The sequence below is a fragment of the Pseudarthrobacter sp. P1 genome, from assembly GCF_050156935.1.
Lineage (GTDB): Bacteria > Actinomycetota > Actinomycetes > Actinomycetales > Micrococcaceae > Specibacter.
The window spans coordinates 3,950,856-3,966,041 of the sequence record NZ_CP189584.1; the positions used below are offsets into that span (position 1 = coordinate 3,950,856).

At 70.2% G+C, this 15,186-nt stretch carries 11 protein-coding genes and 1 tRNA gene; 8 read left to right on the forward strand and 4 right to left on the reverse strand.

Annotated features, from left to right (window positions below):
- Positions 1–24: 24 nt before the first annotated feature.
- Genes ACQCSX_RS18565 through ACQCSX_RS18575 form a run of 3 tightly spaced genes read right to left on the reverse strand, consistent with a single transcriptional unit; the run spans position 25 to position 4,937 of the window.
- Positions 25–2,487 (reverse strand): transglutaminaseTgpA domain-containing protein, encoded by a 2,463-nt coding sequence (locus ACQCSX_RS18565; protein WP_427016704.1) that lies wholly within the window; start codon positions 2,485–2,487, stop codon positions 25–27.
- Positions 2,484–3,899, reverse strand: coding sequence for a DUF58 domain-containing protein (locus ACQCSX_RS18570; protein WP_427016705.1), 1,416 nt, complete (start codon positions 3,897–3,899; stop codon positions 2,484–2,486). The genes ACQCSX_RS18565 and ACQCSX_RS18570 overlap by 4 nt, the downstream gene beginning before the upstream one ends.
- A 3-nt stretch (positions 3,900–3,902) precedes the next feature.
- Positions 3,903–4,937, reverse strand: a complete 1,035-nt coding sequence (locus ACQCSX_RS18575) for an AAA family ATPase (protein WP_427016706.1) — start codon at positions 4,935–4,937, stop codon at positions 3,903–3,905.
- A 142-nt stretch (positions 4,938–5,079) separates the two neighbouring features.
- On the opposite strand from ACQCSX_RS18575, the gene ACQCSX_RS18580 reads away from it, so the two are divergent.
- The 5 genes from ACQCSX_RS18580 to ACQCSX_RS18600 all read left to right on the forward strand — a co-directional run bounded on the left by ACQCSX_RS18580 (position 5,080) and on the right by ACQCSX_RS18600 (position 11,180).
- Complete coding sequence (locus ACQCSX_RS18580; RefSeq protein ID WP_427016707.1) at positions 5,080–5,961, forward strand: TatD family hydrolase; 882 nt, start codon at positions 5,080–5,082, stop codon at positions 5,959–5,961.
- A 306-nt stretch (positions 5,962–6,267) separates the two neighbouring features.
- Positions 6,268–7,416 carry a transglycosylase family protein gene (locus ACQCSX_RS18585; RefSeq protein ID WP_427016708.1) on the forward strand — a complete coding sequence of 383 codons (1,149 nt, stop codon included), beginning with the start codon at positions 6,268–6,270 and terminating at the stop codon, positions 7,414–7,416.
- 22 nt (positions 7,417–7,438) lie between these two features.
- Entirely contained in the window at positions 7,439–8,317 is an 879-nt protein-coding gene (rsmA, locus tag ACQCSX_RS18590; protein WP_427016709.1) for a 16S rRNA (adenine(1518)-N(6)/adenine(1519)-N(6))-dimethyltransferase RsmA, read from the forward strand.
- A 21-nt stretch (positions 8,318–8,338) separates the two neighbouring features.
- Positions 8,339–9,301 carry a 4-(cytidine 5'-diphospho)-2-C-methyl-D-erythritol kinase gene (locus tag ACQCSX_RS18595; RefSeq protein ID WP_427016710.1) on the forward strand — a complete coding sequence of 321 codons (963 nt, stop codon included), beginning with the start codon at positions 8,339–8,341 and terminating at the stop codon, positions 9,299–9,301.
- Between the two features lie 61 nt (positions 9,302–9,362).
- A complete protein-coding gene (locus tag ACQCSX_RS18600; RefSeq protein WP_427016711.1) occupies positions 9,363–11,180 on the forward strand; it encodes an ABC-F family ATP-binding cassette domain-containing protein in 1,818 nt (605 codons plus the stop codon).
- 76 nt (positions 11,181–11,256) lie between these two features.
- On the opposite strand, the gene ACQCSX_RS18605 is transcribed toward ACQCSX_RS18600, so the two are convergent.
- The gene (locus tag ACQCSX_RS18605) at positions 11,257–12,096 is read right to left on the reverse strand and encodes an endonuclease domain-containing protein (RefSeq protein WP_427016712.1); all 840 of its coding nucleotides are present in this window, start codon (positions 12,094–12,096) and stop codon (positions 11,257–11,259) included.
- A 317-nt stretch (positions 12,097–12,413) separates the two neighbouring features.
- On the opposite strand from ACQCSX_RS18605, the gene ACQCSX_RS18610 reads away from it, so the two are divergent.
- The 3 genes from ACQCSX_RS18610 (at position 12,414) to ACQCSX_RS18620 (ending at position 15,098) form a co-directional block, all read left to right on the forward strand.
- Positions 12,414–12,485, forward strand: a tRNA-Gln gene (locus tag ACQCSX_RS18610).
- Positions 12,486–12,571: 86 nt separating this feature from the next.
- Positions 12,572–14,053 (forward strand): bifunctional UDP-N-acetylglucosamine diphosphorylase/glucosamine-1-phosphate N-acetyltransferase GlmU, encoded by a 1,482-nt coding sequence (gene glmU, locus ACQCSX_RS18615; protein ID WP_427016713.1) that lies wholly within the window; start codon positions 12,572–12,574, stop codon positions 14,051–14,053.
- Positions 14,054–14,117: 64 nt separating this feature from the next.
- Positions 14,118–15,098, forward strand: a complete 981-nt coding sequence (locus ACQCSX_RS18620) for a ribose-phosphate diphosphokinase (protein WP_427016714.1) — start codon at positions 14,118–14,120, stop codon at positions 15,096–15,098.
- The last annotated feature ends 88 nt before the right edge of the window (positions 15,099–15,186 follow it).

The following is a 15,186-nucleotide window of genomic DNA, read 5'->3' on the forward strand; positions in this document are numbered from 1 at the left end:
CCCTTCGCAGGGCGCGGTTTTGGTTTAACGCAGGATACGGCGCTCCCGGGCCCCCGCGGGCGGGGCAGCCGGCGGGGAAAGGGGCGGGGAAGCGGGCGGCGCGGGCAGGGCGCGGGACCGGTTGAACAACGACGGCGGCGCCAGCACGGCGCGCCAGCGCACCGGAGCGCTCGCCCGGCGGGCGCAGGCGGCACGGACGGCGGCCAGCGCCGGTTCGAGCGCCGCGCCCGGTGCCGGACCGCCCGGCGGGCCGTACTGCGCCCGCTCGCAGGCATCGAGCAGCGTGGCCACGGCCGCCGCTGTGGTGGCGGGGGATTCCGCGGCCCGCGGCCCGCCGCCGTGGGTGCCCGCCGCGGGGGCCAGCACCTCGCTGGCCAGCACCTCGCTGGCCAGCAGCCGGGCGGCCAGGGTGCGTGGCGTGTCGGCCGGGTCCAGGCGGAAGCCGTAGTCGACGGCGGTGTCCGCCAATTCCTGCCACGCCGCCACTCCCGGCGGCGCGGACCCGCCGCCGGCCCGGCGCAGGATGGCCAGCCGGCGGCGCCGCCGCGCTGTGCGCAGCAGCCACGGTGCCGCGCACAGCGCCAGGGCGGCCAGCGAGCCGCCCGCTGCCCCGGTGGCCAGCCAGAAGGCCCCGCCGTCCTCCGCCGTGCCGGCGCCGGGGCCGGCCTGGGGGCTGGCCGCCGGAGTGGAAGTTGCTCCCGGTAGCGCAATCCCGGGGTTCAGGGAATCGTCATTGTTCTGTGCGGGGGACCCGGGGGCGGTCTGGTCGCGGGCATAGGTGGGCACCGCCCCGCGCGAGGGCGTGGGCTCGAAGGGCACCCAGCCCAGGCCCTCGAAGTAGAGCTCCGGCCAGGCATGGGCGTCGTGGCCGTCCACCATGTATTGGTTCAATTCCGCGCCGTTGACGGTGACCTGCTTGCCCGTGGGGCGCCCCGGCGCGTAGCCCACGGCGATCCGGGCGGGGATGCCGGCCTCGCGGGCCATGATCGCCATCGCCGCGGAGAAATGGATGCAGTAGCCGCTCTTCACCTGGAGGAACCTGGCCACGACGTCAATGCCGCTGCCGTCATAGCCCTCGCGCAGCGGGGTCTGCTCGCTGTAGGTGAAGGCCGGTCCACGCAGATAGTCCTGGATGGCCATGGCCTTGTCGTACAGGGTGGGGGCCGTGCCGGTGACGGCCAGGGACGTCTCTTTGATGAGGTCGGGCGTACCCGGCGGAATGGCCCGGAACAGCGGGTCCAGGCTGGAGCGCGGCGGGATGTCGACGGCGGAGAGGGCCTCCCGGCTCAGCTGGGGCATGACCGAGACGGTGGTGTAGTCCTGCCCGAGCGAGGTGGTGTCCAGGGCCAAAACCGTCAGGGTTTCCGGATCCCAGGTCCAGCGGCCGGAGAGCCCGTTGACGCGCTGCGGGGCGTACGGCAGTGGCAGCCAGGGGCTGGAAAAATCGGGGGAGCTGATCTGCGTGGTGGTGGTGATGGTGGGCACGCCGGGGGCGCTGGCGTACGGGTCGAAGATGCTGCCGGGGCCCAGCCTGCGGTTGTCGTTGCGCAGCGCAGGGCCCCACGACGCCCCGCTGAAGTCCTCCAGTGTGCTGGAGCGCAGGTAGAGCGGAGTGAAGGCATCGGTGGCGTAGAAGAGCTGGCCGCCCCCGGAGGGGCTGCGCAGGTCGTTCCCCAACGTCACCATCGGGTTCACCCCGCTGACTTGGCCAAACGCCGTCAGCCTGGCCCCCTGCGGGAACGTGCCGGCGGTGAAACCCGGAATGAGGGCCGGCACCACCAGCAGAGCGGCCACGGCGGCGCCACCGAGCCCCAGCGCGCGGCGCACCTGGCTGGCGGGGGCGCTGGCGCCGGCCGGCCGGAACGTCCCGTGCGGGGCGTACCACTGGGCCAGCCCCAGCACCAGCAGGTAGCCGGCGCCGGCGGCGGCGAACGCGGGCAGGCCAATGCTGTCCGGCTTGAACAGGGCCGGCACAAAGACCACGCCCAGCAGTGCCACGCCGCTGATGGCGGGGAAAGCCAGCGACACGGCCAGCAGATCCATCAGCAGGGCCAGCAGCCCCAGCCCGGTGCAGCAGAGCAGGAGCAGCCCGGGCTCCGCCGGCAGGGGAACCGAACCGCCCAGGACCAGATCCGAGGTGTCGCGGAGCAGCGGCGCCAGCACCTCAAACGTCCGCCGGCTGGGCAGCACACCAAGGTGGGCGGTGTCGCGGAAGAACTGGAACACCAAGGACATGGCCAGCACGGCCGCACCGGCCACGGGGACCAGCACGGGCGGCAGCCGCAGGCTCCTGGCCAGGGCCGTGGTCCCGAGGACGGCGGCCACGGTCAGGAAGGACTGCGGGAACCAGCCCCAGCCCAACAACACCCCGTTGATGGACAGTGCGGCGCCCATGATGGCGGCGAGGATGCCGCCGGACAGCGCCCACGGTCCGGCGCCGACCCGGGTGCGGGCCGCTCCGGCGCGGACGCGCCCGCGGGCGCTCACGGGAGCACCCACGGCCGGAGGCCATCAGCACGCCCACCGGCACGGCCATCGGCACGCCCAGCAGCATGGCCACCGACCCCGGAAGAAGCCTCCTGGGCCATGGCCCACACCTCGGCCAGCTCTGCCTGGGGCGAGACCGCCAGGGCATGCCAGCCGGCGCGCCGCAGCACCGCCACCGATTCCCCGGCCCGCGCCGGGTGCTCGCACACCAGGATCGCCACCGCGCCCTCGCCGTGCTCGGCCACCGGGGCCAGTGCTGTTGCCTCGGCCGGGCCGAGCTGGCCCAGCAGGGCCACCACCGGCCCGCGCCGGCGGGTGTGGGAGAGCTTCTGGGCCAAGGGCTCGCCGGCCACGGGCAGCTGCCGGCCGGAGCCGGCCACCGGCGGGTGGACCAGCTCGAGCGCCGCCAGGGACGCGGCGATGGCCGCCAGCCCGGCGGATCCTTCAAAGACCTCCTCGTGCCGGGACGGTGCCGAGCGGGAGTGCAGGAAGCCCGGCTGGGCGTAGGCATCGAGCACCCGCACCGAATAGTTCCGCTCGATCAGGTGCGTGCAGATGGACATGGCGGCCACCACCGCCCATTCAAAGGCCTCGCTGGTGGCCAATTCGGGGTGGACCGCGTCGTGCCCGGCCAGGCCGAAGACCCCGGACAGGCCGCCGGCAAAGGAGCCGGTGCGCTGGTCAAGGACCAGGGTGGCCTCCGGCGTGGTCACGGATTCCTCCTGGCGCACCATCAGCTGCCCATGCCGGGCGGTGGCCGGCCAGTGCACCCGCCGCAACGGGTCCCCGTACCGGTACTCGCGCGTCATCACGTCGTCGTCGCTCGGGTTGGCCCGCTGGCGGGTGGCCGTCATGCCGTCCAGTCCCAGGCCGCCGGTCAGCGAGCTGGTGCCCAGGGCGACGGCGGCCGGGGCCACTGTCAGCAGCGACCCGGCATCGACGTCCTGGCGCAGGATGGTCAGGTTGAAGGGGTCCGAAAACTCGGCGCTCGCGGGGCCGATGCGGAACTGGCCGCGCTGGGCCGAGACCAGATGGTACGCGTAGCGGCTGGGGCCGTCTCCACTGCCGCGGCTGGGATACAGAAAGGTGGGTGCCGGGCCGAAGCGGGCCGGCAGCTTCTCGCGCATTTCAATCCGGCCGCCGCCGTGCCGGCTGCCCTGCACGGACAGGCCCACCGTCGTCGTCGTGCCGGCCTCCACCAGATCGGGGGCAAAGGTGCGCGCGATCCTAAAGCCCGGGCGCAGCAGCCGCAGCCCGGCGGCGGCCAGCAGCGGCAGCAGCAGCAAGAAGATGCCCAGCGTGAGGAGATCGCGCCGGCCCATCACCTGCGCACACAGCAGCGCCAGCAGCCCGGCGGCCAACATGGCCCAGCCCCGGGGGCGGAAGAACCTGTGCGGCAGCCAGCTGGCCACGGGCTACCGCCGGCCGGGAGAGGTGCCGTTGCGGCCGGCCGGACCTGCCGCCACCGGCAGCCCCGCGACCAGCTCGGCCACCACGGAGGCGGCGGTGGCACCGGCGCTGGCGGCCCGCCGGTCCACGATGATCCGGTGCGCCAGCACCGGTTCGGCCAAGGCGCGGATGTCGTCGGGGAGCACGAAGTCCCGCCCCGCCAAGGTGGCATGGGCCTTGGCCGCCCGCAGCAGCTGCAGCAGCGCGCGCGGGCTGGCGCCCAGGCGCAGGTGCTTGCTCTCGCGGCTGGCCCGGCCCAGCGCCACGGTGTATTCCTTGACGGCCGAGGAGACGAAGGTTGATTGGACCAGGGCAATCATCGCTGCCACCTGAGCGGCGGTCGCCACCGGCACCACGGCATCCAGCGGCGAGACGGACTGGTGGGTGGAGAGCATGGCCATTTCCGCCGCCGCATCCGGATAGCCCATGGAGATGCGGGCCATGAACCGGTCGCGCTGGGCCTCCGGCAGCGGGTAGGTGCCCTCCATTTCAATGGGGTTCTGCGTGGCCACCACCATGAAGGGCTCGCGCAGATGGTGCGAGGTGCCATCCACCGTGACCTGGTGCTCCTCCATGCACTCCAGCAGCGCAGACTGCGTCTTGGCCGAGGCCCGGTTGATCTCGTCGCCGATGACGATGTTGGCAAACACGGCGCCGGGGCGGAACTCGAAGCTGGCGGTGGACTGGTTGTAGATGGAGACGCCCGTGACGTCGGAGGGCAGCAGATCCGGGGTGAACTGGATGCGGCTGGTGCTGCAGTCGATGGTCCGGGCCAGGGTCTTGGCCAGCATCGTCTTGCCCACGCCCGGGACATCCTCCACCAGCAGGTGGCCCTGGGCCAGCAGCACCGTCAAGGCAAGTTCCGCGGCCTCGGCCTTGCCGTCGATGACGGTGTTCACGGCGGCCAGGATGCGCGCGCTGATCTGGCCAAAGTGTTCGCGGCCCATGCCGGACATGGTGTTGGTTGCAGCCCTGAGGGCTGTGCTGTCCTGTGGTTCCATCGGTGGCCTTTCGCGCGCGGCGGACGGGTCCGTGGCGGCACGCTCCGCCCCACCCCGGACCAGCGGGTTGTGACCCACGTTACTAGCATTTCCCCGCAGGGGTGCCTGTGGCGGCCGTGGCGGCTCGCTACAGTGGATGGCTATGTGCAGCCACCAGATTCCCCGCCCATACCGCCGCGATGAATCCCCGCATTTCCCGCCGGCCCCCGAGCCGCTGCCCGTGCCGGTGTACGACAACCACACGCACTTTGACCTGCCGGATTCCGACGGCGTGGCGGCGCATGTGGCGCTGAAGGATGCACTGGATGCAGCCGAGGCCGTGGGTGTGGCCGGCGCCGTCCAGGTGGGCTGCGACCTGGCGACCTCGCGCTTCACCGCGGCCGCCGTCGACCTTGATCCGCGCCTGCTCGGCGCCGTGGCGATCCACCCCAACGACGCCCCGGATCTGGCCCGTGCCGGCGCCCTCGAGGCCGCCCTGGCGGAGATCGACGCGCTGGCCGCACATCCGCGCATCCGCGCCATCGGCGAGACCGGGCTGGACTATTTCCGCACCGGCGCCGACGGCGTGGCGGACCAGCACCATTCCTTCCGCCGGCACATCGAAATTGCCGCCCGGCGCTCGCTGGCGCTGCAGATCCACGACCGTGATGCCCACGATGACGTGGTGGCCGTGCTGGGCACCGAACGCCTCCCGGAAAAGGTGGTGTTCCATTGCTTCTCCGGCGATGCGAAACTGGCCCGGATCTGCAACGACAACGGCTGGTACATGTCCTTCGCCGGAACCGTGACCTTCAAAAATGCGCAGAATCTGCGCGAGGCCCTGCTGGTGGCCGATCCGGCACTGGTCCTGGTGGAAACGGATGCGCCATATCTCACACCGCACCCGCACCGTGGCCGCCCCAATGCGAGCTACATGGTGCCCTACACCGTGCGTTCGATGGCGGCGCTGCTGGGCCGTGAGCTGGCGGATCTGGGCGCCCAATTGAACGCGAATACACTCGCCGTCTACGGCTCCTGGGACTAGCGCGGGGCGGTCTGTCAAGACCCTGCCTAGCGGTTTTTGGGGCCGGTTTCCAGTTGACGCGCCGTTACCAACCCTTGTCTTAATGGTCACGATTAGGTTACGCTGAGGAACTATTAGCCGGGGTCGGGGAAGGCCAACGGATAATTTCACTGGCATGCGCGCACCGTTTTTGGCGGCTTGCGCCGGCATTGCCACGTGTGGCGGCGCACGTGCCGGCCCGCGGACCATGGATCATCTCCTGGGATCGCCGCGGCCGAATCGCGCGCAATTCCCCGTGCCCGGATGCTCTAGTAGTTACGGGTTCAAGTGAACAACTTCTTCACAACGGATGGCAGGCCGAGTCTGGCGAAGATCGGCACCCAGGCAGTGGTCCTGGTTGCATTGGTTCTGGGGCTGGTGGCTTTCATTGGCGCCAACAAGTCCGTCACCGTTCTGGTGGATGGACAGGCACACTCGGTGCAAACATTCGGTGGCTCCGTCGGGGAGGTTCTGTCCCGGGCCAGCGTCGACGTCAAGTCCGCTGACGAGGTCAGCCCCGCACTTGGCTCCACAGTGGAGAACGGGACGGTCATCACCGTCAACACGTCCAAGCAGATCAAAGTCAATCTCGACGGGGCCAAGACTGTGGTCCAGACCACCACCGCCAAGGTGGGGGAGCTGGTCAACCAGCTCGGCATCTCGGCCAACGCCTCCATTTCACGGCCCGTGGACATGACGCTGGCCAGCTCCGACGTCATCGACATCACCACCCCCAAGACGGTCAAGATCCTGGCCGACGGCAAGAGCGTTGACTCCACGACGACGGCGGGAACCGTCCAGGAAGTGCTCTCCGCCGCCGGCATCACGGTGGGCGCCAACGACATGCTCTCCCAGCCCGCCGACGCCACGGTGGTGACCAACATGGTCATCAAGGTGTCCCGTGTGGCTGCCGGTGGCACCGATTCCGTGACCACCGCCGTGCCGTTCACCACGGAGAAGACGGTGGACCCGGCCCTGTTCAAGGACCAGGCGAAGACCACCAAAGCCGGTGTGGCCGGCACAGTGGTGACCAGCTACGCCGTCGTCAGCATTGACGGCCGCGAGGTCAGCCGGACCGAGACCGAGAAGAAGGTCACGGCCGAGCCTGTGGCCGAGCAGATCACGGTGGGCGGCAAGGACCGCCCCGTAGCCGCCCCGGCCGGTGGCAACACCGGCGCCACGCCTCCCGCCACGGCGAATGACGCCATGTGGGACCGGATCGCCGCGTGTGAGTCCGGCGGCAACTGGTCCATCAACAGCGGCAACGGCTACTACGGCGGCCTGCAGTTCGACATCGGCTCCTGGATGGCCAACGGTGGCGGAACCTACGCCCCGCGCGCCGACCTTGCCAGCCGCGCCCAGCAGATCGCCGTCGCCAACACCTACTACGCCAAGGCCGGCCTGGGCCCGTGGGGCTGTGCCCACGCCGCCGGTTAGGAATAGTCGCTACGATTGGCTGGTGACTGAACCCCAATCCACCCCCACGCCCCAAGCGCTTCTTGGCGCCACCGAAATCCGCCGGTTGGCCGAGGAGATTGGCGTGCGGCCCACCAAGACCCTGGGCCAGAACTTTGTGATCGACGGCAACACGATCCGCCGGATCGTGGCCGCGGCCAGGGTCGACCCCCAGGAGACGGTGCTGGAGGTCGGCCCCGGGCTGGGCTCGCTGACGCTGGGCCTGCTCGACGCCGCCGCGCACGTGGTGGCGGTGGAGATCGACCCCGTGCTGGCCGCCAAGCTGCCCAGCACCATTGCCGACTTCCGGCCGGAGAAGGCCGCCAACCTGGACGTGGTGCTCGCCGATGCCATGCGCGTCACCGAGCTGCCCCGGGTCCCCACCGCACTGGTGGCCAATCTGCCGTACAACGTGGCCGTGCCCGTGGTGCTGCACCTGCTGGAGCGCTTCCCGTCGCTGCAGCACGGATTGGTGATGGTCCAGGACGAGGTTGCTGACCGGATGGCCGCGGGCCCCGGCTCCAAGACCTACGGCGTCCCCTCGGTCAAGGCGGCCTGGTACTCGCAGATGCGCAAGGCCGGCGTGATCGGCATGAACGTCTTCTGGCCCGCACCGAAGATCTCTTCCGGGCTGGTCGGTTTCACCCGGCACGAGCCGCCGGTGACCCGGGCCAGCCGCGAAGAGGTCTTTGCCGTGATCGACGCCGCCTTTGCCCAGCGCCGCAAGACCCTGCGCGCCGCCCTGGCCGGTTGGGCCGGCAGCCCGGCCGAGGCGGAGCGCTGCCTGCGCGAGGCGGGGGTTGACCCCAGCGCCCGCGGTGAAGTGATCGATGTGGCCGCCTTTGCCCGGATTGCCGAGGCCAAGATCCCCCTGACGGCGTAGCGGCGGCGTAGCTTGGATGCCATGAGCACCTCCGCCGCCGGCGCGCGCACCGTCCGGGTCAAGGCCCCGGGCAAGATCAACGTCTCCTTCCGTGCCGGTCCGCTGCGCCCGGACGGCTACCATTCGGTGGCGAGCCTGTACCTGGCCGTGTCGCTGTACGAGGAAATCACCGCCACCTCCAAACCTGGCACCGCGCCGTCGGACATCACGCTCAGCATCAACTCCAACTCCGTCCCGGGCCTGGCCGCCGGCGTCCCGCTGGACGGCCGGAACCTGGTGGTCAAGGCCGCCACCCTGCTGGCGGAGGTCAGCGAGCGGGCCTGCGGCGTGCACCTGGACATCACCAAGCGCGTCCCCGTGTCCGGTGGCATGGGCGGCGGGTCGGCCGACGCCGCCGCCACCCTGCTGGCCTGCGATGCGCTCTGGAACAGCGGGCTCTCCCGCGAGGAGCTCTCCCACCTGGCCGCCGAACTCGGCGCCGATGTGCCCTTCGGCCTGCTCGGCGGCGCCGCGATCGGGCTCGGGGTGGGGGACCGGCTCAACCCGGCGCTGGCCCCGGCCGCGCTGCATTGGGTGCTGGTCCAGGCTGACTTCGGGCTGTCCACACCGGCGGTCTTCGGTGCCCTGGACCGGCTGCGCGCGGCCTCCGGTGCCGACCCGGCGGTGCCCGAGGCGGTGGACCCCGCCGTGCTGTCCGCGCTGCGCGCCTCCGACGCCCCCGCGCTGGCCAAGGCCCTGGTGAACGACCTCCAACCGGCCTCCATTTCGCTGGCCCCGCAGCTGGCGGACGTCCTGGCCGACGGCGTGCGCCTGGGTGCGTTGGCCGGCGTCGTCTCCGGCTCGGGACCCACCGTGGCCATGCTGGCCGCGGACGAGGACCACGCGCTGGAGCTGGCCGCGCGGCTGGCTGGCGCCGGCTACAACGCGCTGGCGGTGCACGGTCCGGTGCACGGGGCCAAGATCGTCTCGGACATCAGGCATTAAGGCCGTCCCGGGGCGCGGGGTACGATGGAACGCCCCCAATTTTTAGTGAAAGCAGTCCACTGTGGCCCACCTTTTGGGCGGAGAAAACCTCTCCGTCGCCTTTGCAACCCGCACCGTCCTCGATGGGGTGACGCTGGGCCTGGAAGAGGGCGACCGCATTGGCATTGTGGGCCGCAACGGTGACGGCAAGTCCACCCTGATGCGCCTGCTGGCCGGGCGCCAAACCTCCGATTCGGGCCGGGTGACGGTCCGCGGCGGCGTCACGGTGGGCTACCTGGACCAATCCGATGTCCTGGACGCGGACCTGACCGTGGGCGAGGCCATCGTGGGCGACGCCGCCGACCACGAGTGGGCCTCCAACCCCAAGATCCGCGAGGTCATGGGCGGGCTGGTGGGCGAGGTCGATTGGCACGCCAACGTCCACGCGCTCTCCGGCGGGCAGAAGCGCCGTGTGGCGCTGGCCAAGCTGCTGATCGGCGACGACGACGTCATTATGCTCGACGAGCCCACCAACCACCTCGACGTGGAGGGTGTGGCCTGGCTGGCCCGGCACCTGAAGGCCCGTTGGCGCGCCAACGAGGGTGCGTTCGTCGTCGTCACCCACGACCGCTGGTTCCTCGACGAGGTCTGCAGCCGGACGTGGGAGGTCCACGATGCCATGGTGGACATGTTCGACGGCGGATACGCCGCCTACGTGCTGGCCCGGGCCGAGCGCGACCGCTCGGCCTCGGTGATGGAGAGCAAGCGCGTCCAGCTGGTCAAGAAGGAGCTGGCCTGGCTGCGCCGCGGCGCCCCGGCCCGCACGGCCAAGCCGAAGTTCCGCATCGAGGCCGCCAACGACCTCATTGCCGACGTCCCGGAGCCCCGCGACAGCGTCTCGCTGAGCAAGATGGCCACCGCGCGCCTGGGCAAGGACGTGCTGGACCTGGAAAACGTCTCGCTCGCCTACACCGCGGAGGACGGCAGTTCCAAGGAACTCTTCAACAACATCACCCTGCGCCTGGCACCGGGGGAGCGGCTGGGCCTGGTGGGCGTCAACGGCGCCGGCAAGACCACCCTGCTGCGCCTGCTCAACGGCGAAATCGCCCCCACCTCCGGCAAGGTCAAGCGCGGCAAGACCGTCCAGACCGCTGTGCTCAGCCAGGAGGTCACGGAGCTCGACGACGTCCTGGAGCTGCGCGTGCTGGAGGTCATCGAACGCGAGAAGCGCAGCTTTGCCGTGGGCGGGCGCGAGCTCACCGCGGGCCAGCTGGTGGAGCAGCTGGGCTTCACCAAGGAAAAGCAATGGACCCTGGTCAAGGACCTCTCCGGCGGCGAGCGCCGGCGGCTGCAGCTGTTGCGGCTGCTGGTGGGCGAGCCGAACGTGCTGATGCTCGATGAGCCCACCAACGACTTGGACACCGACACGCTGGCCGCCGTCGAGGACGTGCTGGACGGCTGGCCCGGCACGCTGGTGGTGGTCAGCCACGACCGTTACCTGCTCGAACGCGCCACCGACCACCAGATGGCGCTCTTGGGCGATGGCAAGATCCGCGGCCTGCCCCTGGGTGTGGACCAGTACCTGGAACTGCGCGAGGCCACCCTTTCCGGGCAGTCCTCGACGCCGTCGGGGTCTCCGGCGGGAGCGTCCTCCGGTGCGGCCGGCACCGCATCCGGTCCCACCGAGGCGCAGAAGCGCGATGCCCGCAAAGATCTGAACCGGATTGAGCGCCAGCTCGGCAAGCTCGCCCAGCAGGAAACCAAGCTGCATGCGCAGATGGAGTCCAAGGTGGGCGACTACGAGGCGCTGGGCGAGCTCAACCGCAAGCTCGCGGACGTCGCGGGGGAGAAGGAAGAGCTCGAGATGGAGTGGCTCGAGGCCTCCGAAATCCTCGAGTAGCGGCCCTGCCCGTACCGTCCTGCGCAGCGTTGGCCGCTGGCGCTGCGCAGGAGCAGCTCCTGCGCATGGTTGCGCGTTAACCCTGCGCAGAACGGTACGTTTCCAGTGCCGCGCGCACCCACCCCAGCATCACCTCGGGATGGAACAGCACCATGGCGCCCGTGATCCGCAGGGTGGGGATGCCGCGGATGACCAGCACATTGCCGCGCCGGAGGTCCTCCTCAAATGCTTTCGCGTTGTTGTGGTAGGCCTCCCCGTCCAGTTCGATCCCCAAAATGCCTTCGACCATCAGGTCCAAATGCCCCATGCCGCGCACCGCTACCTGGCTGTGGACGCTGTAGCCGGCACGGCGCAAGTGGTAGCGGGCCACTGTCTCGATGATGGACATTGACTGTGGATCCAGCATGTCCAGAATGCGCCGGCCCGCGGCACCGCCGAGGCCGGTAAACGCCGCCCGCAGGGTGGAAATGCTGGTTTCCTTCAGGACGACGGCGGATTCCACCACCGCCAGCGCTTCGACTTCCGTACCGCAGCGGATGCACTGCCGCAGCACGTCCAGAAGTCCCAGCGGCCCTTTGTGGCGGTGCACCACGCAGCCGGGCACCGAGCGGCCATGTGCAACGGCAATGTGGGGTGTCTCGGGGTCCCTGATGCACCAGAGGCCACGGGCTGCCGCCACGCTGAAACAGGCTTTGACTCCTTGGTGTGTGGCCAAATGGATGGCCATCGGGTCGGCACCGGGCAGTGCATAATAAACCCCATGGCCGGCCAAGACCACGCGGCCCTCGGCCACAGCCGCAGCCAGACGGCGGCGGGATACGCCCGCTGCCAACAGATCCATGCGGCGTGCGGCAGCGCCAAGTGACTGCAGAACGCTTAGTGTCGGGTCAAACGTGGTGCTCCCAAAGGTTGCCATGCACCACATCGTGCTGCCACAGCGGCGGCGGTCGGGGCCTTGCCGCCGCGGTTGGGGGCCGCAACCCCCGCCAGCTGCCCTGTGCAGGGCAGCTGGCGGACCCTCCTGCGCGGCGTTGGCGGCCAACTGTGCGCAGGAGCAGCTCCTGCGCACAGTTGGAGCTCAGCGCTGCGCAGGACGGCCCGGAGCGGGCCACGCAACCGGGCCAATCGGGCCAAATCGCGGCCAAGTCGCGGCCAAATCGTGGCCAAGTCGCGCGAGGGCGGGGCCGCGTGGCACACTTGGTACTCGTGCGAACGTCCTTGGGCGTGGCACGGTCCGCCCTGGTGTAATGGCAGCACCCCAGCCTTTGGAGCTGTGGAGTATAGGTTCGAGTCCTATGGGCGGAACACGGGTGGGGGCCGAGTGCAGGTAACATTGGCATAGCCCTTGCTCAGTTAAATCACGGACCTTGTCCGGGTAGGAGTGCCACTTAGTGAGCCCCCAAGACGCCAGTTCCGCCACCTCCGCATCCGCCCAGCCAGCCGCCGTCGTGGTGCTGGCCGCCGGAGCCGGAACCCGGATGAAGTCCCGGACCCCCAAAATCCTGCATGAACTCGGCGGCATCTCCATGGTCGGCCACGCGCTGGCAGCGGCCCGCGGGCTCGCCCCGGAGCGGTTGGCCGTGGTGGTCCGCCATGAGCGCGACCTCGTCGCCGCCCACCTTGCCGCGCTGGACGCCTCCGCACTGATCGTTGACCAGGACGAGGTTCCCGGCACCGGGCGCGCGGTCCAGGCCGCGCTGGACGCCCTGGACGCCGAGGCCCCCGTGGCCGGCACGGTGGTGGTCACCTACGGCGATGTGCCGCTGCTGACCACGGAACTGCTCGAAGAGCTGGTGGCCACGCACGAGGGGGACGCCAACGCCGTGACGGTGCTCACCGCCGTGCTGGCGGACGCCGCCGGGTATGGCCGCATCCTGCGCGAAGCCGACGGCACCGTGGCCGGCATCCGCGAGCACAAGGACGCCACCGACGCCGAGCGTGAAATCCGCGAAATCAACTCCGGCATCTACGCCTTCGACGCCGCCGTGCTGCGCACCGCGCTGGGCCAGGTCACCGTCAACAACGCCCAGGGCGAGATGTACCTGACGGACGTCCTCTCCATCGCCCGGGCCGCCGGGGGCCGCGTGGCCGCCGTCGTGACCGAGGACCGCTGGCAGGTGGAGGGCGCCAACGACCGCGTCCAGCTGGCTGCCCTGGGCGCCGAGCACAACCGCCGCACCGTGGAGGGGTGGATGCGCGCCGGCGTGACGGTCGTGGATCCCGCCACCACCTGGATCGACTCCACAGTGGTCCTGGCGGAGGATGTCACCATCCTGCCCGGCACCCAGCTGCACGGCGCCACCACCGTGGCGCGCGACGCCGTCGTCGGGCCGGACAGCTCGCTCACCGACGTGGCGATCGGTGAGGGCGCCCACGTCACGCGCACGCACGGCTCCGGCGCGATCATCGGCGAGGGGGCCAGCGTGGGACCGTTCACCTACCTGCGGGCCGGCACCGTGCTGGGTGCGGACGGGAAGATCGGCGCCTTCTACGAGACCAAGAACGTCACCATCGGCCGCGGCTCCAAGCTCTCGCACCTCGGCTACGCGGGGGACGCGGAGATCGGCGAGGACACCAACATCGGTTGCGGCAACATCACCGCCAACTACGACGGCGTGAACAAGCACCGGACCAAGATCGGCTCGGGCGTGCGGACGGGGTCGAACACCGTCTTCGTGGCACCCGTCGAGATCGGCGACGGCGCCTACTCCGGCGCCGGGGCCGTCATCCGCAAGGACGTTCCAGCCGGCGCCCTGACGCTCAACGTCGCCGCCCAGCGCAACGTCCCCGGCTGGGTCGAGGCCAACCGGCCCGGATCCATCTCGGCCGAGCTGGCCCAGGCTTCGGCCACCGCGGACATCTCCGGCGCCTGACGCCCACCTCCGCAATCCCCTCCTTACCAGCCCGCAGCACAGCACACAGCGAGAAAGTGATCCCATGAGCGAACTCAGCCATAACGTCGACAAGAAATTGGTGTTGGCGTCCGGCCGCGCGCACCCCGAACTGGCGGAGGAGGTGGCCAGGGAGCTCGAAACCGAGCTGCTGCCGATGTCCGCCTACGATTTCGCCAATGGTGAGATCTACGTTCGTTCCCCTGAAAGCGTCCGCGGCAAGGACGTCTTCATCATCCAGTCGCACCCGGCGCCGCTGAACAACTGGCTCATGGAACAGCTGATCATGTGCGACTCCTTCAAGCGTGCCTCGGCCCGCCGGATCACTGTGGTCTCCCCGTTTTACCCGTATGCCCGCCAAGACAAGAAGGGCCGCGGCCGCGAGCCCATCTCGGCGCGCCTGGTGGCGGACCTCTACAAGACCTCCGGCGCGGACCGCATCATGAGCGTTGACCTGCACACCGCGCAGATCCAGGGCTTCTTCGACGGCCCCGTGGACCACCTGTTCGCCATCCCGCTGCTGGCCGACTACATCCGCACCCGCGTCGAGGCCGACAACATCACGGTGGTCTCCCCGGACACCGGCCGCGTCCGCGTGGCCGAGCAGTGGGCCGAGCGCCTGGGCGGCGCCCCGTTGGCCTTCGTGCACAAGTCCCGCGACCTCACCGTGCCCAACCAGGCCGTCTCCAAGACGGTGGTGGGCCAGATCGAGGGCCGCACCTGCGTGCTGATCGATGACATGATCGACACCGGTGGAACCATCGCCGGCGCCGTGCGCGTGCTCAAGGACGCCGGGGCCAAGGATGTCATCATCGCCGCCACGCACGCCGTGTTCTCCGACCCGGCCGCCCAGCGCCTGGCCGAGTGCGGCGCCCGCGAAGTGGTGGTCACCAACACGCTGCCGATCCCGGCCGCCAAGCGCTTCAGCACCCTGACGGTGCTCTCGATCGCCCCGCTGATCGCCCGGGCCATCAAGGAGGTCTTCGAGGACGGCTCCGTGACGAGCCTCTTCGACGGCCAGGCCTGACGCCAGGCAATTGCTGAACCAGCCCCCGCGGTCCCTGTGGACGGCGGGGGCTGGTATCGTTAAAAGCGAAACCTTGGCGAGGGAGTGC

Bases quoted from the DNA above. Each gene is read 5' to 3' on its own strand.
- ACQCSX_RS18575 (WP_427016706.1), bottom strand. From the start codon at position 4,937: ATGGAACCACAGGACAGCACAGCCCTCAGGGCTGCAACCAACACCATG.
- ACQCSX_RS18580 (WP_427016707.1), top strand. From the start codon at position 5,080: ATGTGCAGCCACCAGATTCCCCGCCCATACCGCCGCGATGAATCCCCG.
- ACQCSX_RS18595 (WP_427016710.1), top strand. From the start codon at position 8,339: ATGAGCACCTCCGCCGCCGGCGCGCGCACCGTCCGGGTCAAGGCCCCG.
- ACQCSX_RS18605 (WP_427016712.1), bottom strand. From the start codon at position 12,096: ATGGCAACCTTTGGGAGCACCACGTTTGACCCGACACTAAGCGTTCTG.
- ACQCSX_RS18620 (WP_427016714.1), top strand. From the start codon at position 14,118: ATGAGCGAACTCAGCCATAACGTCGACAAGAAATTGGTGTTGGCGTCC.